Below are 19,783 nucleotides of genomic sequence, written 5' to 3' on the forward strand. Positions count from 1 at the left end.
GATTGCGACTCCCTTCTCCGGAACCTTACTATCGGCAGGAATCGTTACGAGCGCAGTGCGCTCGGATTCTTGAGGCGATCCAGGGAGGGGCGTGTCTCGCGGTTGTTAGAATGCCCGGAGCTGCTGCCGATGTTGTTCGCAGTGCGAATTATGCTGCTGATGGTTCTTGCTGGCCTGATCGGGTCAAGCTCTGTTATTGCTATGGCTCAAGAAGCCAATGGCACAGCGCCCCGGAACGTCGGTCTTTTGGATGATGCCAACCCGTTGCTGACTCCCCCTGCGACACCGGCGGAAGAGTTTTCCGTCGTCTTGTTGATGGTTGACCTGGGACGTCTGGATCTGGCCCGGCAATACCTCGAAAAGTTCATGGAAGGATCTCCTTCCCCGGAACTGCTGCTGGAATTGCGTGAGAAGCACGGCACCGGGTCATTTCTCAAGCTGGCTCAGATTAAAGAACTGCGTCCTCTCTCGACTCGGCTTCAGGAACAACTGGTTGTTGCCGCCCGAGAGCAAGCTGCTAATCCCGAGTTTATTGGAAAACTGATCGATCAGTTGGGTGGGACTCCCGTTCAACGCGAGCTTGCGATTACCGAGATGCGCAGTATTGGTTCTGCTGTCGTCGGCCCGATCCTGCAACGATTGCAAACAACCAAAGACATTGCCGAACAGGACTTGCTGGTCTTTGCGGTGACCCGTCTGGGGAATATGGCCATTGATCCATTGCGTGCGGGGCTTGGCATTCCTGATGAATCCACCCGCCTGCGTGTGATTGATGCCTTGGGTTACCTTAATGCCCAAGCTGCTGTTCTCGATCTTTATGCGATCGCATTTGCAAAAAAATCATCGCCCTCTGAGAAGACCGCCGCGGGTCAAGCGATTGGACGAATTCTTTATGGGAATCCTGACCGCGCTGATCGCCTTTCCGATGTCGTGGCGCTGAAAGAACTTGAGCAAAGAACGGTCGACTACCTGAAGGGGCAAGGCCCTCTGGACGTTCATGATGATGGGCAAGTGACGGTTTGGGCCTATGATCCTCAGCAGAATCTGGTGGTGAGCAGAGAACTATCGCCCGAGATTGCGTCAAGTTTTCTCGCGACCAAAACGGCTCGTGCGGTTCTGGGAATCAGTCCGGAACGCCGGGAGGCACAGCGTTTGTATTTAACCAGTTATCTGTCCTATGAATCAGCCGTGGGTCATCCTGCGGCACAGACGGCGCAGATGTTGCGGTCGCTCAGCCCTGAATTGCTCTCTTCTGTACTGACAGAGGCATTGCTTGTGCGGCAGCCTGCCACGGCGGTCAAAGTCATTGACGCCATCGTCGATCAGCGTTCGGAAATCGCCCTCCAGACAACAGGGACTCTCAAGTCGCCGTTAGCGGCAGCTTTGAATTATCCTGATGTCCGTGTGCAGTTCGCTGCGGCTACTGCGATTATGGAGCTGGCTCCCAAGAATTTTGGCACACTGTCCCATCAGATCGTCAACGTTCTGGCAAGAAGCCTGGTTTCTGGAACAGAGCCACTGGCTGTGATTATGGATGCCGACGATACCCGCGGGACAGCCTTGGCGGGCTTTCTTGCCGAGATGGGATATGACGCGGTTCGTGTCGAGACCGGTCAACAGGGATTCAAGACGGCTGTCGCCTCGAATCAAACGGCTCTGCTGGTCATCCATATCAATATCGCTCGCTGGGATTTATCGCAGACTCTGGCCAATTTCCGTGCTGATGCGCGGACGGCAGCCCTTCCAATCCTGCTGTATGGCCCTGAGTCTTCACGGGGCGCGGTTGCTCGTTTGATTCGTGATTACCCTCCCATCGCTTACGTGGCAGAATCATCCACCACAGAATCTTTTCAGACCCAGTCGCGTGATTTTCTGACACGGTTTACTGCCTCGGCACTGACACCGGAAGAACACCAGCAAATGCGTGCTGATGCGTTAGCCTGGCTGGGCTATCTCGCTAAGACCAACCAAATCAATCGTGTTGACATGGAGCACATCCAGGCACCACTGATGGCTTTGGTGGATGATGGCAAACTCGGACCTGCGGCACAGCAGGCGTTGATGGCCATCCCTTCTCGTGATGTACAGACACGACTGATCGAGCTGATAACAAATTCCAGCTTGCCTGAAAATTTGCGGGTGATTTCTACAAACAACCTGCTGACTCATGTGCAGCGCTATGGATGGGCGGTCACAGGGATTGATGAAAAGCGACTGTTCGCTTCATTAGAAGATCTGCCTGATGGTCAACTCAAGTGGGCTGTCGAGACTCTTCGTGGTAGCCGCATCAATTCGCCACGTGCCAATGCCGACCAACTGGAGAAGTACCCTCTTCCCGCTTTGCCGTCTCTGAACTAAACCCGTTTCCGGGTTAATTGTGGCGGTGTGTGGGCATCATTTGCCCTGAAAAGTTTGGGGTTTTACGCCTCCAGAACGCAGCAACTGAGAGAGATGCCGTATTCATACGTCATTAATGTAAGTGGCTAATAAATAAAGGCTGCCGGGAGAAACTCGCGACAGCCTTTATTTATTAAATTGACATGCACCTGGCATGAATTACGCGATCTTCATCGCCTTGGCGAGAATCTCGGAGGTGCTGGGGCGCATAATCCGGGGATCGACCATGTCCCCCTTCTGGAGGGTGGTGCGGATGTCCTTGCCACTGATCGAAACGGGCTTTTCGCCAGCATGACGTTCGGTGAGGTCAACGCGCCCGATCGACTCATAGAATGCTGCAAAGCCGACCTTGACAGGTTGAATCAGCAGTTCACCGCCGAGCTTGTTGAAGATTTCCTGGGCATCGAAATCACCCCAGATCGCTTCGCCGTTGGCGTAAGGCACATCGGCGTGCTTACGGCCGATGACGATATGGGTGTAACCCATATTCTGACGGTAAATCCCGTGCATAACCGCTTCGCTGGGGCCGCCGTAGAACATCTTGATGTCGAGACCGAGCAGGATCACGCGATCAGGCACGGATTCGTTTCGGCTCTTCCACAGAGTGGCGTCGCTGTCGCCATCACCCAGTTGACGCTGCTGAATCAGCGCTTCATAGGTCGACATCCGAATCTCGGCGTTGACGTCGTCACCCTTGGTTTCACCAATGAGCGGGTTGAGGACAGCGCCGGCGTTCTTGCCGCCGCCGATCAACGTTTCGAGGCCGTAAACGAGTGCGTATTCATGGGCACGGTGCAGCGGGTTGCGAGTCTGGAAGGCGACAACAGCGTCCCAGCCCTTTTCGGCCAGCAGTTTGCGGACTTCGCGTGGCGTCAGAACGTATTTGCCGAACGCGGGGTTCTTAGGCTGAGGGAGTGCTCGCAGTTTGCCACCGATCAGATGGGACTTGTCAGCATCGCCCTTCAGAACCATATCGGCACCGGCATGATCGATGCGGTCGGTGCGATAAACTTTCTGGAGATACTTAAGCTTTGGCCAGGCATAGACATCAGTCAATTCAACGATGGCAACTGCGGAACCATCCGGGGCTGTCAGAGCGACTTTGTCGCCAGCCTTGATGGTTTTGGCCAATTCCGCCGTGACAGGAAACGCGAGGGGAATTGTCCAGGCGTATTTTTTGCCATTGTTTTCAATCACCGCTTCATCAAGCACACGGTGGTATACCGCACTGTCCATGGGGCCAGTCAGAGGGGAGAGTGTCCCGTCGGCAAGGCGATAGACCGTCGAAAGGTCGGCCGCCGAGACGGGAACCTTGGGCAAGCCAGCGGCTTCTGCCTTGAACGCTTCGATGTCACTGTCTGCAACGGTAAGATTGACCGGTTCGGACAATCCTCCATGGGGAGGAATCAAATCAGCCATAATGACCTGGAATCCTGAGAGAAAGGAAGTGGACGGGTGCGTCAGTCGGAAAATCCGCTGGTGACTACTTCCGGCGAACAATAGGGGGACTATTCTGAAAGATCAAGTTGTGCTGACATTTCCAGCCAGAGGTCGTAACGCTGTCGCTTTTTCCGGACAGAATTCTGAACTTGTCCGCAGTTTGTCAGGCTGCCCAAGCTCTTTGCTCAACCTGTCAAATCAAGTGTGACGCTTCAGTGGGCGGAAATCCTGAAGATTTGCTGAAAAATAAGCGATCAAACATGAGCCATTGGCTCGAAAATCACTTCGGTCTTCCCTTGAAAATCGCCGATGTGGTATTCAGTGAACAGTCAATTTGGAGAGTTGCTCAATTCTTCCCGTTGGTGTCTTTCCTCGAAGAAAATGGATTTTCCCCTGAGAAGAGTGCTATGGGCCTGGCTTCCCTGACATGCAGGCGACGGAAGAACCGCAGAATCTGCCGGAAGCTGTTGGCGTCACTTTCTCTTTTCTCCTGCACTCTGGCCCTGACCGGGTGTACATGGATGCAGCGCCAGGTGGCGAACCACGATCATCGCTGTGAACAGCTCTGTCGCGATGCAGAGGCTCTTCGCGATCAAGGTGACCTTCATCATTCCGCGTCACTCATCAAAGAAATTGAAAAAACAAATCCCAAAAATGCGTCAACTCGCGAAATGAAAGCGAAGATTCTTTGGGAAAGCGGGCATCAACAATCAGCCATCGTGGCGTATCGGGAGCTGGCAGAACAGTTTTCTGGTGATCCTCAGCCGGCAGTCTGTCTGGGGCAGTGTTATCTGGAGCTTGGTCAGATTGATGAAGCCCGCCTGTCTGCTGAATCGGCGTTACTCCGAGACTCACAGTCCGTTGCGGCCCGGATGCTGCTGGGACAGATTTATGAAAAGCAACGAGAGTTCGACTCCGCAGTGGAAATGTACCGATCGATTGGCGATCTCTGGCCTGACGATATTGCGTCTAAAGTTGCGATGGCTCGCGTGCAGATTGAGCGTGGACAGGCTGATCGAGCCAGTCCCATTCTCCGTAGCGTGATGCAGAATCCTTATGCCACGCTTCCTCAGCAACGGGAGGCAGAGTGGCAACTGGGATTGGCCTATGCGGCCCATCAGCGCTGGGACGATGCGTGCCAAAGACTGGAACAGGCGATTGCTGAACGGGAATCCTCAGCTGATGACTGGTATCAGTTGGCCCAGGCTCAGTTCCATGCTGGCAGTGGCAGTCATGCCATGGCCAGTTTGCAAAAGTCGTTGGCGATCCAACCCGGGCACCGTGGCGCCACGACGCTGGCTCAACTTCTGTCTGCTGAATCACCGGATAAAGTGCTCGTCAATAATGAGTCGCTCGCCCGTGATGTGGCCAATGTCCAACCGGCAGGCTTCACTCCGCCACAATAAACAGAGAATCTTCCCGCTCATGGTGTGTGGTCAATGTAAGTACTGAGAGCCTCCGAGAAGACTCCCTCTCCCGCCTGCGGCCACTTTCTCCCTCAGGGAGAAGGATTTTGGTGCAATGCTCAGTGGCTCTTACAATGCTCAATGGCTCACTGTGACGGGATTTTTGAGGATCCCCAGCCCTTCAATCTCAACTTCAACGATATCGCCATCTTTCATAAAGACTGGCGGTGTTCTGGCAACTCCCACGCCAGAGGGAGTTCCTGTGAAAATGAGATCTCCCGGTTCCAGCGTGACCATCAATGAGACGTGAGCAATCAGTTCATCGATTCCAAAAATCAGGTCATTGGTTCGAGATTGCTGCATCGTTTCGCCATTGAGACGGCAGGTGATGGCCAGATCATGCGGGTCGCCCACTTCATCGGCTGTCACAAACCAGGGGCCGACAGGGGCAAATTTATCGGGAGTCTTGCCAAGCAACCATTGCCCGCCAGGACGCCCCTTTTGCCAGTCTCTGGCTGAAACGTCGTTGCCGCACATGTACCCGGCAATCATTTCAAAGGCTTTTGCCTTAGGGATCTGCTTGCCCCTCTTCCCAATGACGACGACCAGTTCGGCTTCATAATCGACCTGTTTTGAAACCGAGGGGAGTTCAATGGCCTCTTCCGGGCCAATGATGGCGCTGGGAAACTTATTGAAAACGACGGGTTCCGAAGGGATTTCTGCTCCCGTCTCAATCGCGTGTGCCCGGTAATTAAGACCGATGCAGATCACTTTCCCGCAACGGGTGATCGGGGCCAATAACCGCCCTTCAATAAAAGGGCCTTTTGTCCAACCGGTGATCAAGGCGCTCGCCACGCGCGCCAAACCCTCGGGATCTTCAAGGATTCCCAATAAGGTCGGTGCGATCTGAGCGTCCAGGGCTAACAGGTCGACATACTGACCCTCGAGATTCAGAGCGACAACCCGCGATCCCACTTCGGTTTCGACCATGCCCAATTTCATGTTGCACTCCGGTTCCCAGAGGTCAGATTCTCAGATGTTCAAATTCATGGGTTCAAATCCATGAGTGAGTGAGCCTGAAACAGCCTGTGGCAAGAAACGAGGGATCGATCACGTCATTGCTACCGGAGAAAGCCACACGTCTCACTCATGGCCGATTCCCGCATGACTTCATCGTTGTTGATCCATGACGTCAAGCACACCTCCTGACAAACGTAATCTCGCCGCTGGCTGTTCACAAGATCGTGCGGGATTTCTCTGAACTGCGGGGGGAAGCTGGCGGAATTTCTATTCCGTTTGAGTAAAAGCGGCGACTCAAGCGTTCCTGAATCGCGATGGACTCGATTTTTGACTGCCGGGGAACTATACATAATGCCATGCTCGACGAGAGAAAGGAGTCAAAGTCATGCGGCATGGATCAAAGCTCGATCCTCCGAATCGGTTCGATAAGACACATTCCGTGCCAGATTTTGAGCATCTGGAATGGGACGAAGAGTACCGCCGGCAATACGAGAACCGGCCTCTCCAGTACCTGGCTGATACGTCAAAGTCGATCGTCGTTGAGAACGACTCGTCAGACATCCCTTTCCGATACAGCGTCAACCCTTACCGAGGCTGTATTCATGCTTGCAGCTATTGTTATGCCAGGCCATATCACGAATACCTGGGGCTGAATGCGGGCCTGGATTTTGAAACAAAAATCTTCGTCAAACACGATGCCCCGGCCTTGTTCCGGGATTTTCTTTCTCGTGATCGCTGGTCGCCGGAACCTGTAATTTTTTCAGGCGTGACTGATTGCTACCAGCCGGCAGAAAGAGAGTTTCGACTGACTCGCCAGTGCCTCGAAGTGGCCAATGCATGCCATCTCCCGATCAGTATCATCACGAAAAATGCCCTCGTCCTGCGGGATATCCATGTGCTGTCGGAAATGGCGTCCCAGCGTCTGGCCCATGTCAATCTCTCGATCACCACTCTTGATCCAGAACTGGCACGGGTCATGGAACCCAGAACCAGCATTCCTTCCGCTCGTCTTCGAGCCATTGAGATGCTGGCGAAAGCGGGAGTGCCAGTGAGGGTGATGGTGGCTCCGATTATTCCCGGTTTGAACGATCACGAAGCCCCGGCAGTGATGAAAGCCGCAAGTGAAGCGGGAGCGAGCGACGCACGCTACACTCTGCTCCGTTTACCGCTGACGGTCGAACCTGTCTTTCTGGAGTGGCTTCATCGGACTCAACCTCTCAAGGCAGAGAAAGTGGAAGGTCTTGTTCGCCAGACACGAGACGGCAAGTTGAACGACTCCACCTGGGGCAAGCGGATGATCGGCACTGGCGAGATCGCCGAGCAGATCAAATCCATGTTTAGCCTCTTTCGCCAGAAATTCGGCTTCACTGATCTCCCTCCACTTGATTCCAGCCAATTTGAACCTGCCGTCCCTCGAAGCGGCCAATTACGATTGTTTTGACGGGATCAAGGCAAAGAATGTTTTATTGCCGGCCCTTCAGGCCACGGCGAACGATTGCTCAATCGATTAATGTCAGGGAGTTGAGAAATCATTTCGCTGGTTCGAGGCTGTTATGCGATTCTTGTTGACCACACTGGGTTCCTTAGGAGACCTGCATCCTTATCTGGCGATCGGGCATCAGCTTCGTCAACGAGGACATGAGGTGGTGCTGGCCACATCTCCCGGCTATCAGGAGCGTGTCACACAATTTGGGATGGAGTTCGTGCCCATCGGGCCAGATCTTCCCGACCCTGAACGTGATGTCGAGATCATGGCCAAGGCCATGAACGAGCGAACGGGAACCAAATATGTCATTCAGGAATGGATGCTCCCGCACCTTCGTTCGATGTATGAATCCACATTGGCGGCATCGGCAGGCTGTGATGCCTTTGTCTCTCATCCGCTGACATTAGCCACAAAACTGGTGTCGGAGGTCAAAGGGATTCCCATGTCGTCGGTGGCAATTGCCCCGGCTTCATTTTTTTCAGCCTATGACCGTCCTGTGCTCCCCATGCCATGGCCATTCAACTGGATCTATCAAATGGGGCCTTGGGGTGTGCAGTCGACCCGCTGGGTGGTTCATCACATGGTCAATGGCTGGCTGGGAGAATACCAGCAGTTGCGGAGGGAATTGGGATTGCCTTATTCGCGAGAAAATCCCGTTTTAATCAACCTGAAATCCACCGAATTAGTGCTGGCGCTTTTCTCGCCTCATTTCTCGGCGCCTCAGCGTGACTGGCCTGCCAAGACAGCGCAAACAGGTTTCCCATTCCATGATGAAGGTCACTCGGGTGAGCTTCCCGAACACATTGAAGCGTTTCTGAATGCCGGGGAGCGGCCACTGATTTTCACCTTGGGTTCAGCGGCTGTCAGAACGGCTGGAGACTTTTATGAAATCAGTCTGGAAGTCAGTCGGCGGTTAAAGCGTCGGGCCATTTTTCTTGTCGGGCCGCTCGCAAAAAATATTCCGAATAATCTCGATGCCGCACATCTGGTGATTGACTATGCTCCTTATGCCGCTTTGTTGCCTCGCGGCCTGATGACGATTCATCAGGGAGGCATTGGCACAACAGGACAAGCCCTCCGCGCGGGTCGTCCGATGCTGGTGGTGCCGTTCTCGCACGATCAGCCAGACAATGCGACGCGGATTACCCGCATGGGCGTTGGCCATTGGCTCCCCCGCCGGCAATACACTCTTGATCGGGCGACCCGACTGATGGAATCAATCCTCAATTCACCGGGTTACTTTGAAAGAGCCAAGAAAGTCGGCGAGCAGATCCGACAGGAAAATGGCGTTATCACAGCGGCAAAAGCCCTCGAGGATTGGGCCATTTCACGAACAACCTGATAAAGATTGTCAATCGCCACTGAGATGACGCGTTGTGATCGAGAAAGAATGCCAGCCCCAGTTTTGACATGCCACTCAAGACCGCCTGCTTGCGATACAGAAAACGATTTCATCACTGTCAGAAAAAAACGTGCTAAATGCCTGTAAGCTTTCTTCCAATCGTGATGATCTTTGTATGTATCGGAATAGCTGTGTTCAGTCTGCTTGCTAACAGGCTGACGACGCATTCTCGATTCATGCTGGTCGTACTTTCACTGCTATTGTACATTGCACCTATTGCGCCACTCTGGGCGCAAGGATGGATACTCCGTCAATATGCCAACAGCGGAAACGCGGAATGCCAACTTGGCTATGCGAAATGGATTGAGTCCTATCCCGACTTGGTTCAAAACAGGATCATCTGGCCGGCAATTCATGATTTCGGCACATCTTGGAAATATCTTGAGTTGGCGGCAGCAAATGGAAATATGGAGGCGATGTATGTATTAGGGATAAGATTAAAGCACGATATTTTTGTACCCAAAGAAAAGCGCCACCAGAATGGTCAAAAGCTAGTTGACATGGCAATAGCCAATGGTTTCATACCACAATGTTCGGAGGAGAAATACTATTTTTCATGCTTTCGTAAGCAGTAGAAATATGTTCTACGAGCGAGCCGAACGTCTAGCGTCTCTTACTCCGACTTTATGAGCAACACCCCGGATATCTACAGACAAGCAGGGCTTATGTGTCTGTATAGTCTTACGTAGGGTGCATGAAACGCAGCGCAATGCACCAACTCTACATATATCCTGTAACCCACCTCACCAATCACTAAACATCACCACTCTGGCGGCGTAAGACCCAAACGTGAATTAACAACCGACTTCATACGCCGCCCCAAACCCCGCAAGGGGGAACCCTCGCTCGCGAAGGCGGGAGAGGGTGGCACGCAGTGCCGGGTGAGGGATTTTCCAATGGCTTTCTCAATATAAAAGTGTGCCTGGGCATCTATTCGCATAGCAAATGTAATGATCGCTATTTCAGCTTTGGCTCGCCCTCACCCAGCCTCTCCCATCGGAATGGGAGAGGAGTCAATCAATCAACCCCAACGAGAACTATCGCCCTGGCGGCGTAAGACCCAAACGTGAATCAACAACTGGCCATATACGCCGTCCCAAACCCCGCATGGGGACGCAAGGGGTAGTCTTGATTCGTTCTGATTGAGAGTGAGGAACGGAGATGACTCGCTCTCCAGTACCGTAACCCCTTGCCCCTGCGGCACACAGGCAGCACGAAGATGGGTAACCTTGTCATTGACTGACACAACAAAAAAACGCCCGGCAGCTTTTATAGCGTGCCGGGCGTTGGAGTCCTTGCAGGGCGTGACCTGATTGATCACGCCCGCGGCTGAATCCGGTTGTTCAATTAAGCCTTGAGCCGTGTCACGGCTTTGTCTTAGAGTCTGACAAAATACCTGCCCGAGCGTTTGGATGCTTTAGTGTTTTTAACTCCCCAATGAGGTTTATTGTCAGGCTCTTAGGGTTGATGTCGCCGCAACGTCCTCCGTTGTCGGACTTTACAAGCTGTTCACCCCTGCTTTTCAACTTTGACAATGCACTTGAGGTAACCGTTCGCTTCGAGATGAGCGACGACTTCCTGAGCGAGTTCAGAAGTCGGTAACAGGCAGATCAGAGGGCCGAAAAAAAATGACATTCTCAGAACGAGTCCGTAGGATGATGTGAACCTGTCGAAGCGATATGGCCAAATTCATTGGTCTGCTGGCGACCAAGTTCTTTTTGAGAGTCACATCATGCGCTCGCGAATAATCCCCGCCTTATCATCTCTGATTGTCTGTGGTGTTTTGTGCTGCTGGCCACTTGAAATCAGAGAATTCGGCTCTGTGTTAAACGCTCAGGAGACTTCCCAAGTAACCCAGACAAAACCAGCCAAAAGTGACTTACCCAATATTCTTGTGCTGTTTGGTGATGATATCGGTATCTCCAATCTCAGTTGTTACAGCGATGGAGTCATGGGATATGAGACACCCAACATCGATCGAATTGCCAAAGATGGAATTCGTTTTTTGCATTATTATGGCGAGCAATCCTGCACTGCAGGTCGCGCAGCCTTTCTTACCGGACAGCATGGAATACGCACAGGTTTAACGAAAGTCGGTTTTCCTGGTGCTCCAATGGGAATGAGCCAACTTGATCCTACCATAGGTGGGTTGCTCAAGAATCAGGGTTACTCAACAGGCCAGTTTGGCAAAAACCATGTGGGAGATCGAAACGAGACGCTCCCTACAGTCAATGGATTCGATGAGTTCTTTGGCAATCTTTATCACCTGAATGCAGAAGAAGAACCAGAACTCCCTGACTACCCGAAGGATCCCGCCTATCTGGCAAAGTTTGGGCCACGCGGTGTCCTTAAATGTCTCGCGACCGACGTTGATGATCCAACCGTTGATCCACGTTTTGGCAAAGTTGGCAAGCAAATTATTAAAGACAGCGGGCCACTCACAAAAAAACGAATGGAAACCATTGACGATGAAACCTCAACTGCTGCTATTGATTTCATGAAACGCCAACAGAAATCAGGAAAGCCATTCTTCTGCTGGTTTAACTCGACACGAATGCATCTGCGAACCCACGTCAGAACTGAACATCGCGGAAAATACAAACATGGAGATAGTGAATATATAGACGGCATGATCGAACATGACGATACGATTGGATCACTACTCAACGCATTAGATGACATGGGGATAGCCGACAACACCATTGTTCTGTACACAACTGACAATGGCCCTCACATGAATACCTGGCCTGATGGAGCCATGACGCCCTTTCGCTCAGAAAAAAACACCAATTGGGAAGGTGCATTTCGTGTCCCCTGCCTGGTTCGCTGGCCTGGAAAAATTAGAGGGGGAACAGTTACCAATGAGCTGATGAGTCACAATGACTGGATTCCCACACTCTGCTCAATTGCCGGTGAACCTGATATCGTTAACAAGTGCAAAAAAGGTTATGAAGCGAACGGACGTTCCTACAAAGTTCATCTCGATGGCTGCGACCAGTCGACATTTCTCACAAAATACGAAGGAACAGCCGGAAAAAATAATGGCGTCAAAAGTGCTCGAGATAAATTCTTCTATACAGATGACGATGGCCTGCTCGTAGGCATGCGGCAGGGAAGCTATAAATATGTCTTCTCGGAACAGCGAAAAGAAGGAACAATGGGAGTCTGGGCCGAGCCATTTACAACTCTTCGGCTGCAAAAAATCTTCAACCTGATGCAAGACCCCTACGAAAGAGCCGACATCACATCCAATACCTATTGGGACTGGAATCTCAACCATGTGGGCTCTGCTTACGGAATGATGAACGAGGTCTTTACATTCATTGATACCTTTGATGAATTCCCACCACGCTCATTTCCTCCCAGTTTTAATCCGGCCAATTTGATGGAAGAAAAACTCAAGACAATTAAGGCTGGACGAAAGCTGGAGTCACATTTCCCAATCCTTCGTCGGGAAATGGAGAAAAAGTAGTCAACCGCTATAGGGTGGCGGGCTGATTGCATTTCCCGGAGATCGCTCTTGGCAGCGTGACCCAGGCGTGGCATTGCACGCCTGGGTCACGTCAGTCACAAAAAACGTTTCACAAAACGAACATCTTCAACCATCCGTCTATCGATAAGCAGTATTTATGTATCTATGTAGTGAGCATGAAGCGCCAGCGAAATATACCAGATCTCCCAATCCATCGGTTGGCGTGTTTGTCTCATGCTTCTTTCAGGTATGTGCCTCGCAGCAGCCCTTTCTTACACTTCGCTAATCTTTGACCTCCATCAGGTTGGATAAGGGACTCACACCCTCAAGCTGAGAAACATGCTCGGCGCACAAAAAAACGCCCGGCAGCTTTAACAGCGTACCGGGCGTTGGAGTCTTGCAGGGCGTGACCTGATTGATCACGCCCGCGGCTGAATCCGGTTGTTCAATTAAGCCTTGAGGTAACCGTTCGCTTCGAGGTGAGCGACGACTTCCTGAGCGAGTTCTGCGATGCCCTTGTTGTCGGAATCGAGAACAAGTTCTGGCTTTTCTGGAGCTTCGTAAGGATCGTCGATCCCGGTGAAGTTCTTCAATTCGCCAGCACGAGCCTTCTTATAAAGCCCCTTGGGATCTCGCTTTTCGCAGGTTTCGAGCGATGCGTTGACATAGATTTCAATAAATTCGCCAGGAGCAAGGATAGCGCGAACTTTATCGCGGTCAGCCTTGTAAGGAGAAATGAAGGCAGTGCCAACCAGTGTGCCGGAAGTGGCGAACAACTTGGACACTTCGCCAATACGACGAATGTTTTCGGCGCGGTCATCTGCCGAGAAGCCAAGGTTCTTGTTCAGCCCCATGCGGATGTTGTCACCGTCGAGAACGATGGTGTGAAATCCTTTTTGGTTGAGCAGATAATCGACTTCGTTGGCGATGGTGCTCTTACCGCAAGCCGAAAGGCCGGTGAACCACAGAACGGCTCCCTTGTGGCCTTTGAGTTTTTCTCGCTCAGCGCGAGTAACTTTGTTTTCGTGCCAAGTGACATTCGTTGCTTTTTGCTCGGTCATCGATCCGACTTTCCAGGTTGACAGAAACAGTTATGGTTCGCGCTGTCTGATGCCAAAAACTCTTTGACCTCAGACTGGCAAGAGACATCACGACAGGCATTCCGCTACTGATGACAACTGGCACTGCCCATGGTGGAAAAAATTTATCAACAGCCTCTGATCCTTGCGAGGAGGCATGTCACATTTTTTACCGTGGACGGTATCAAACAGTCACCGAGAGAATTCACTGTCAGAGGCGTGCCAAGTCATGCAGAAGCCGATTGAGAGATTCTCGGCACATTCGTTTCAACGCATTCAGACATCACACATCGCAGATGTTAGGCGAAGTGGATTGCGGATGGAAGTAGAACCTCGATCGTTGATTTTGGTCACACTAAGTGCCGGCGCGGTTGCGACTCAAGATCTGGGGTGCCGCTCGCCAAAGGAGTGGTTCTCGACCATTTCTCCACTTCGTGTCAGCAGGGTGAAGCTCCGTAACATGTTTAACTGAAACGAGATGCGCTAGGCGAAGAGTTCTCGGCGCAGGGCATCAAGGTCGGCGTCAATGCGTTGATTTCGTTCCTGTTCGTGACATGATTCGGGAGAGATTAAGAGATTTTCAATCGACTGTTCGATTTCACCCGACTTCAGGCTGGCAAGTTTGCGAGTTGCCTCAGATTTCTTGGATTCCAGTGCCCGTTCAGTCGTCTGAAGCTGCTCGAACGTGTTGATGGCCGCCCGATGCTGTTGAATTAAGCCAGCGACTAAATCTTCAACTTCGGCTTTTCGGGCAAGCGCAAGACGCGCTGCGGCTTCTTGCCCTGCTTTTAATTCGGCCTTGGCCCGATTCTGCCAACTGGTGACTTGCTCGCGGCGTTCCGTAATTTCCTGGTTCATCCGCTCTACCGCCAGATTGGCAGCCGTCACACTGCGGCGTGCTCCCGCAATCCCTTGATCCATTTCCTGAACGATCAATTCCAGGGCTTGTATTGGATCTTCTTCCTGAGAAAGAAGTTGCGACAGATTGCAGGTCACGATGTCAGTCAGGCGGCTGAAGTAATTCATGGTCGACAAAGCTCCATTGATGATAGACCGTGAATCGAGCAATCAACGGGTCTGTGTATTTATTGAGACCAAATTTTCAGAGAGCCGTGTCACGGCTTTGTCTTCGGGTTGATGTCGCCGCAACGTCCTCCGTTGTCGGACTTGACGACCTGTTCAACCCTGCTTTTCAGCTTTGACAATGCACTAGCCTCAGAAAAGTTTGATGCCGAGTGGATCTGGTAGACAACGCAATTTTCCCACTGAGAGATCATGAGTAACAAAAATGTTTCAGAGTCGCAGTGGAATTCTTAAAGATCGCGCGATGCTGGCCTCCTCAATCTGTATGTGTCAAATGTTCAGAGGGTGGGCGAAGGAGAGGGCTTTGCCTCATCTTCATCCACTTTATCCACTGGGGCAGGCGAATCTCTTTCATCAGGCGGAAGAATCCCGCGTGCCTGGAGTTTTTGACGGAGTTTTTCTTTGGCCAGACGCAAACGGCTTTTTGTAGTCGGGAGATTCGCTTCCAATGAGATGGCGACCTCGGGAAGCGTCAGTTCGCTGAAATGATGCAGAACAAAGGTCAGACGCTGTTCTTCCGGAAGTTCTTTGAGAAATTCATCCACCAGACTGGCGACTTCATGGACATCGGCTGTCTGCTCGGGTGAACCGATTTCAGCCACGATGTTCTTCAGATACTCGTCTTCTTCCTGCCGGGGTTGAACAGAATGAACCAGGGCATCACTGGAACGTCGACGCAGGTTATCAACCAGCAGATTACGGGCAATCCGGAACAGCCAGCCACGAAATGCCCCGCGAGGCAGGTAGTCCCACGATTGGCTGTAAACCCGCAACAGGGTTTCCTGAGTCAGATCTTCCGCTAATTGCACATCATGGATCTGGCGGAGAAAGAAACCCGTCAAGGGGCCTTGATAGCGAGCAACAAGCTGGTTAAACGCCCTTGCTTCGCCCGCTTGGACGGCCAACATCAGCTCGTCATCAGTCGGCAATGATGCAGTCATCGGAGAAAAGGGACTCTTACGTGAAAGCAGATGAAATTCGACAGCACATCAGGAACGAACCCGAGGCATTCTGTCAAAGGGATCTTGTGGGAAGTCTTATCCGAAATGGCAGCTGGAATAGCAGGCTTTGTCGGTCAACCATATCGCGCAGCGTATGATTCCCGGCCAGAATTGTCTATCGTCATCAGTCAGAGTTTTGTGGTGAAATGTGATGTTTCCCGGAGAAATCTCCCCCCTCAGATTCATGAAGTCGAACCCTTCATGGATCCGGGAAAACAGGCAACCGTTTGTGGCTTGTCTTATCAATTCGGTGAATTATTGTTCTGAGTGAGTTTTGAAGTGCAATCTGACGTTCAATCGCCTGTGACTTTTGGTGCAACTGGCCAGTGGGATTGTCCATTACCGCGAGAGGCTCTTGTTGCGAGACTCAGTGGCCCGGAGGCGGTTTCTTCCATTGCCGCAGCAGTGGCCACGGCATGCCAGTCTCCCTGCGATTTCCCGGCTCTGGCTGAAGCGATTATTTCGGACGACCGCGTGGTGGTGGTACTTAACCACCGGCTTGCCGGGCGCGCAGAAGTGGCTAGTGAACTCTGGAAAGTCTTCGCATCTCGCGGGGTCTCTCCAGGGAATGTGACATTCATTGACGCCCCTTCACCAATGGAGCCTCCCCGCGACCCACGTGTCTTGCTGCCGGAAAATGTACGAACGGAAGTGGTGTGGCAGATCCATCAGCCCGGTGATCCCGCGGCATCGGGCTATTTGGGAACCAGCCTTGGCGGAGAGCGGATTTACGTCGCTCGCGCACTATTGGATGCGGACTTCATCATTCCCGTATCCACCATCGAAATGGATCCCGTCCAGGGCATCTGCGGCGCCATCCACGCTATTTTTCCCGCATTGACGAATGCCGAGACAATCCAGCGGCTATTCAAAGCCGGACACGAAGAACTTTCAGGTGATGACGAACGGCCCATTCGTCAGTTGGCCGAAGAAGTGGCCATGATGCTGGGGCTGCAATTTTCGCTGGAGTTCGTCCCGGCAGCGGGCGGAACGGGAGTTTCGCAGGTCTTGGCAGGACAACCCGAAGCCGTCCATCGGTTAGCTCGTCAAGCGATTCGTGATCACTGGCTGCTCAAGGTGGATCGACGCTGTGAAACTGTCATCGCTGGTGTTTCTTCACGTGATGGTCGCCCCTGTCTTTGGGAAGATGTCAGCCGGGCTGCTCAGGCGGCAAAACGTCTGGTGACTCGTGGGGGACGTATTATTCTTCTGACTGACCTCCCGGTTGAGCTGACGACGGGTTGGGAACTGGTTCGAGACTGCACGCAGCCGCGCGATGCGATCAAGCGGGTGCGGATGGTGCAACCCGATGATGAAATCCCGATTGACCAACTCTTGCGAGCGATTGATTTTGCCACCATTTATCTATTGGGCGGGCCGGAAGGTGATGTTCTTGAAGATCTCTTCCTCCACCCTTTGGCGAATTTGAACGAAGTGGATCGCCTGTTGGAAGGGAGCGAAGACTGCATTCTGCTGGCGGGTGCTCAGTATGTTCGCGGTAAAGTTACGGCAAGTTCATCAGAGTCATCCAGTGATTAAGTCTACTGCCAACTGCTTACTGCCTACTGGGGAACTTGTGCCGGATTCAATGTGGACTTTCCCATGAAATGAGAGGAGAGGTATGTCTCGAATTCCGGCCCTGGCGGTGGGATTGCTGCTGGTATTGATTGGTGCCGCATTTCTCGTGCATGCCTGGTCGCAATCTCAGGCATCTCGAGGAGCCAATGAAGCGGATCACGAGGCGTCAAGGCTCTCCTACAAGCGTGCCCGCAGGCGAATGCAGATTGCGGCGCTGGTGATTCTGGAAGGGTTGCTTATCCCTGCTGGCGACCTCTGGATGGAGCAGCGACCTTCACCCTTGTTGATGGCGATCTACTGGATCGGCGTGCTGTTGATTGCGTTATGGATTGGCTTGCTGGCGTTGGCTGACTATTTTTCAGCCCGCACAATACTTCATTTTGACTTGGAACAAGTCAAAGAGCAGCAAAGAGCCTTACAGAAGCAGGTGGATGCCCATCGTGCCAGGAGAACAACGTCTCCTGCTGACAATGATGAGACAACCTAATCTCGACGATGACAGGTGATAATAAAACAAGCCCGGCATTCAGAATGAATACCGGGCTTTCTGGCTGTAAAAAACAAGGCTTATTCAGGAAGGGGCTTGCCTTTCGTTTCGGGCAGGAACGGGAGAACAAAGAGGCCCAGCAAAAAGACGAAGCACATGGTTGCGCCTGTCAGTCGTGTGGCATCGGCATGACCCTGGTACATGGAATCCAGAAAGACACGGCCCATCGGCCCCAAAGCGGCGATGAATCGCCCAACGTTGTAGCAAAAACTGGTGCCGGTTGATCGCAAACGGGTGGGGAAGAGTTCCGGAAAGTAGATGGCATAGCCGGCAAAAAGAGCCAGCTGACAGAAGCCCATGATCGGCACAAAGACGAAGATCTGCCAGAATTCCCGGAGAAACAGGCAAACGGTGAGCGTACTCACAAAGGCAGCGATCAGAGTGATCGCAAAGGTTGGCTTGCGGCCAATCTTCTGTGAGAGTGCCCCGAAGCCAAACATGCCAAAGAAGGCCCCCAGGTTCAGCATGATCGACACATAGCTTGGCCAGCGATTCTGGCGGCCGCTGACGGTCTGATCAAATGAAGTCTTGAGGGCATTGAGATCCTCTGGTAACTCCATTGCCACCGCTTCCGTCGTGATGGCGGCCTCAGGCTTCGCAAGCGGATCAATCAGATCCATTTTCTCGGCACCATGTAGTGCAACGAATTCTGCTCGCACGGACTGTCGAATGACCGGGGCTTGAACTTCCCGGATCAAGTCCGGGGTATAAAACCCGACAGACCATAACCCCACAACACCTGAGCAGCCAAGAACCAGTCCGAGCAGAGCATGCTTTCGCCAGACAGGATCCTGAAACAGCGCTGTATAGGAGCCAAGCTGTTTCTCCTTGCCTTCGTTCAATGAAGCCGTCTTCCATTGCTCCGGCTCTTTCAAGTGCCGACGAACGACAATTGCCAGCAGTGCTGGAATGGCTCCGATCAGGAACATGATTCGCCAGGGACTGTAAGGAAGCCCCTGTTCTTCAGCCAATCCCAAGGAGAGATTGATCAGAGCAGCAGAAACGTTCCCGACCGCCGAAAGGGCCTGGAGCAAGCCCAATGTGTATGGTCTGGCATTCGATGGCATCACTTCCGCCACCAGTGCCACACCCACAGCAAATTCACCACCGACACCCAACCCTGTCAAGAAGCGATAAAACGCAAAATCCCACACCCCCACGGCCAAGGCGCTGAGACCGGTGAAGAGCGAATAAAGCAGGATCGTCACGAGCATGGTTTTTGCGCGACCCCATCGGTCACCCAGCATCCCAAAGAACAGTCCACCAGTCGCCCATCCCGCGATGAAAATCGACGTGGAGATGTTGGCACCAAAGTCGCGTGCGGCTTTGATTGCGGCGGCGTCAGCCCCTTCAGGAATCACCACCAGTTCCTTCATCGCAGCAGGACGGGCCAGAATGAACAACTGCTGATCAAGGCAATCAAACAACCAACCCAGAGCAGCCACCAGGAGAACGAACCAATGGTAACGAGTCATTGACCGCCACCATGGCCCTGGAAGCACAGGAGCATTCGAGTTGGCGGGGGCATCGATACTGTGCATGGGCGAATCTTTCGCTCATCCTATTGGGCTGTCAGCCTGGATCGGCCTCGTGCGAAGGATGAAATCAATTTTCAGGTGAAGTCCATCAATGCTTCCAGCACATCGGTGTGCTTTGGCAGGATTGCGAGGTGCCAATACACATCAATTCATGCTTCAACGCAAGCGCATCAGGGAGAATTGATGATCGATGGGGCGACGTCATGCAGAAGAAGCCGCCAATCCGTGAGACAACCCGGCTCACAATCCGTCTCTCTGACTTTCAAAACTTTGTGCTCAGAGAGGTCAGGAAACGCACGAATTTCAACGTGGATGGTGGCCACTTTGAAAATCG

General features: G+C 52.5%; 15 protein-coding genes. 8 read left to right on the forward strand and 7 right to left on the reverse strand.

The window, feature by feature from the left end; translation table 11 throughout:
• Nucleotides 1-129 precede the first annotated feature (129 nt).
• Nucleotides 130-2,358, forward strand: coding sequence for a hypothetical protein (locus SH287x_RS11745; protein ID WP_479514502.1), 2,229 nt, complete (start codon nt 130-132; stop codon nt 2,356-2,358).
• Nucleotides 2,359-2,556: 198 nt separating this feature from the next.
• Here SH287x_RS11745 and SH287x_RS11750 read toward each other — a convergent pair whose 3' ends face one another.
• Nucleotides 2,557-3,816 (reverse strand): sulfate adenylyltransferase, encoded by a 1,260-nt coding sequence (locus SH287x_RS11750; protein WP_479514503.1) that lies wholly within the window; start codon nt 3,814-3,816, stop codon nt 2,557-2,559.
• 542 nt (nt 3,817-4,358) lie between these two features.
• Here SH287x_RS11750 and SH287x_RS11755 point away from each other — a divergent pair.
• A complete protein-coding gene (locus SH287x_RS11755; RefSeq protein WP_479514504.1) occupies nt 4,359-5,243 on the forward strand; it encodes a tetratricopeptide repeat protein in 885 nt (294 codons plus the stop codon).
• 138 nt (nt 5,244-5,381) lie between these two features.
• Here the strand turns inward: SH287x_RS11755 and SH287x_RS11760 are convergent, their stop codons facing one another.
• Nucleotides 5,382-6,245: a fumarylacetoacetate hydrolase family protein gene (locus SH287x_RS11760; protein WP_479514505.1), complete on the reverse strand. Its 864-nt coding sequence runs from the start codon at nt 6,243-6,245 to the stop codon at nt 5,382-5,384.
• Between the two features lie 403 nt (nt 6,246-6,648).
• On the opposite strand from SH287x_RS11760, the gene SH287x_RS11765 reads away from it, so the two are divergent.
• The 3 genes from SH287x_RS11765 to SH287x_RS11775 all read left to right on the forward strand — a co-directional run bounded on the left by SH287x_RS11765 (nt 6,649) and on the right by SH287x_RS11775 (nt 9,726).
• Entirely contained in the window at nt 6,649-7,704 is a 1,056-nt protein-coding gene (locus tag SH287x_RS11765) for a PA0069 family radical SAM protein (protein WP_479514506.1), read from the forward strand.
• 112 nt (nt 7,705-7,816) lie between these two features.
• On the forward strand, nt 7,817-9,091 hold the full coding sequence (locus SH287x_RS11770; RefSeq protein WP_479514507.1) for a glycosyltransferase: 1,275 nt from the start codon (nt 7,817-7,819) through the stop codon (nt 9,089-9,091).
• 137 nt (nt 9,092-9,228) lie between these two features.
• Nucleotides 9,229-9,726, forward strand: coding sequence for a hypothetical protein (locus SH287x_RS11775; protein WP_479514508.1), 498 nt, complete (start codon nt 9,229-9,231; stop codon nt 9,724-9,726).
• A 934-nt stretch (nt 9,727-10,660) separates the two neighbouring features.
• Here the strand turns inward: SH287x_RS11775 and SH287x_RS11780 are convergent.
• The gene (locus tag SH287x_RS11780) at nt 10,661-10,786 is read right to left on the reverse strand and encodes a hypothetical protein (protein WP_479514509.1); all 126 of its coding nucleotides are present in this window, start codon (nt 10,784-10,786) and stop codon (nt 10,661-10,663) included.
• 25 nt (nt 10,787-10,811) lie between these two features.
• On the opposite strand from SH287x_RS11780, the gene SH287x_RS11785 reads away from it, so the two are divergent.
• On the forward strand, nt 10,812-12,623 hold the full coding sequence (locus SH287x_RS11785) for an arylsulfatase (RefSeq protein ID WP_479514510.1): 1,812 nt from the start codon (nt 10,812-10,814) through the stop codon (nt 12,621-12,623).
• 449 nt (nt 12,624-13,072) lie between these two features.
• Here the strand turns inward: SH287x_RS11785 and cysC are convergent, their stop codons facing one another.
• From cysC to SH287x_RS11800, 3 genes are all read right to left on the reverse strand, one after another.
• On the reverse strand, nt 13,073-13,684 hold the full coding sequence (gene cysC, locus SH287x_RS11790; RefSeq protein ID WP_479514511.1) for an adenylyl-sulfate kinase: 612 nt from the start codon (nt 13,682-13,684) through the stop codon (nt 13,073-13,075).
• A 501-nt stretch (nt 13,685-14,185) separates the two neighbouring features.
• Nucleotides 14,186-14,728, reverse strand: coding sequence for a PspA/IM30 family protein (locus tag SH287x_RS11795; RefSeq protein ID WP_479514512.1), 543 nt, complete (start codon nt 14,726-14,728; stop codon nt 14,186-14,188).
• A gap of 335 nt (nt 14,729-15,063) precedes the next feature.
• Nucleotides 15,064-15,693: an RNA polymerase sigma factor gene (locus tag SH287x_RS11800; protein ID WP_479514513.1), complete on the reverse strand. Its 630-nt coding sequence runs from the start codon at nt 15,691-15,693 to the stop codon at nt 15,064-15,066.
• A gap of 372 nt (nt 15,694-16,065) precedes the next feature.
• Between SH287x_RS11800 and SH287x_RS11805 the strand changes: the two genes are divergently transcribed.
• Together SH287x_RS11805 and SH287x_RS11810 are read left to right on the forward strand one after the other, a co-directional pair.
• A complete protein-coding gene (locus SH287x_RS11805; RefSeq protein WP_479514514.1) occupies nt 16,066-17,325 on the forward strand; it encodes a lactate racemase domain-containing protein in 1,260 nt (419 codons plus the stop codon).
• Nucleotides 17,326-17,407: 82 nt separating this feature from the next.
• Entirely contained in the window at nt 17,408-17,851 is a 444-nt protein-coding gene (locus tag SH287x_RS11810) for a hypothetical protein (RefSeq protein ID WP_479514515.1), read from the forward strand.
• An 80-nt stretch (nt 17,852-17,931) separates the two neighbouring features.
• Here SH287x_RS11810 and SH287x_RS11815 read toward each other — a convergent pair whose 3' ends face one another.
• Nucleotides 17,932-19,452 (reverse strand): MFS transporter, encoded by a 1,521-nt coding sequence (locus SH287x_RS11815; RefSeq protein ID WP_479514516.1) that lies wholly within the window; start codon nt 19,450-19,452, stop codon nt 17,932-17,934.
• Nucleotides 19,453-19,783 lie beyond the last annotated feature (331 nt).

It is taken from the genome of Planctopirus sp. SH287, assembly GCF_056500625.1.

Coding starts and splice junctions, on each gene's coding strand:
- SH287x_RS11745 (WP_479514502.1), top strand. CDS start 130: ATGTTGTTCGCAGTGCGAATTATGCTGCTGATGGTTCTTGCTGGCCTG.
- SH287x_RS11750 (WP_479514503.1), bottom strand. CDS start 3,816: ATGGCTGATTTGATTCCTCCCCATGGAGGATTGTCCGAACCGGTCAAT.
- SH287x_RS11755 (WP_479514504.1), top strand. CDS start 4,359: ATGCAGCGCCAGGTGGCGAACCACGATCATCGCTGTGAACAGCTCTGT.
- SH287x_RS11760 (WP_479514505.1), bottom strand. CDS start 6,245: ATGAAATTGGGCATGGTCGAAACCGAAGTGGGATCGCGGGTTGTCGCT.
- SH287x_RS11765 (WP_479514506.1), top strand. CDS start 6,649: ATGCGGCATGGATCAAAGCTCGATCCTCCGAATCGGTTCGATAAGACA.
- SH287x_RS11770 (WP_479514507.1), top strand. CDS start 7,817: ATGCGATTCTTGTTGACCACACTGGGTTCCTTAGGAGACCTGCATCCT.
- SH287x_RS11775 (WP_479514508.1), top strand. CDS start 9,229: ATGCCTGTAAGCTTTCTTCCAATCGTGATGATCTTTGTATGTATCGGA.
- SH287x_RS11780 (WP_479514509.1), bottom strand. CDS start 10,786: ATGTCATTTTTTTTCGGCCCTCTGATCTGCCTGTTACCGACTTCTGAA.
- cysC (WP_479514511.1), bottom strand. CDS start 13,684: ATGACCGAGCAAAAAGCAACGAATGTCACTTGGCACGAAAACAAAGTT.
- SH287x_RS11795 (WP_479514512.1), bottom strand. CDS start 14,728: ATGAATTACTTCAGCCGCCTGACTGACATCGTGACCTGCAATCTGTCG.
- SH287x_RS11800 (WP_479514513.1), bottom strand. CDS start 15,693: ATGTTGGCCGTCCAAGCGGGCGAAGCAAGGGCGTTTAACCAGCTTGTT.
- SH287x_RS11810 (WP_479514515.1), top strand. CDS start 17,408: ATGTCTCGAATTCCGGCCCTGGCGGTGGGATTGCTGCTGGTATTGATT.
- SH287x_RS11815 (WP_479514516.1), bottom strand. CDS start 19,452: ATGCACAGTATCGATGCCCCCGCCAACTCGAATGCTCCTGTGCTTCCA.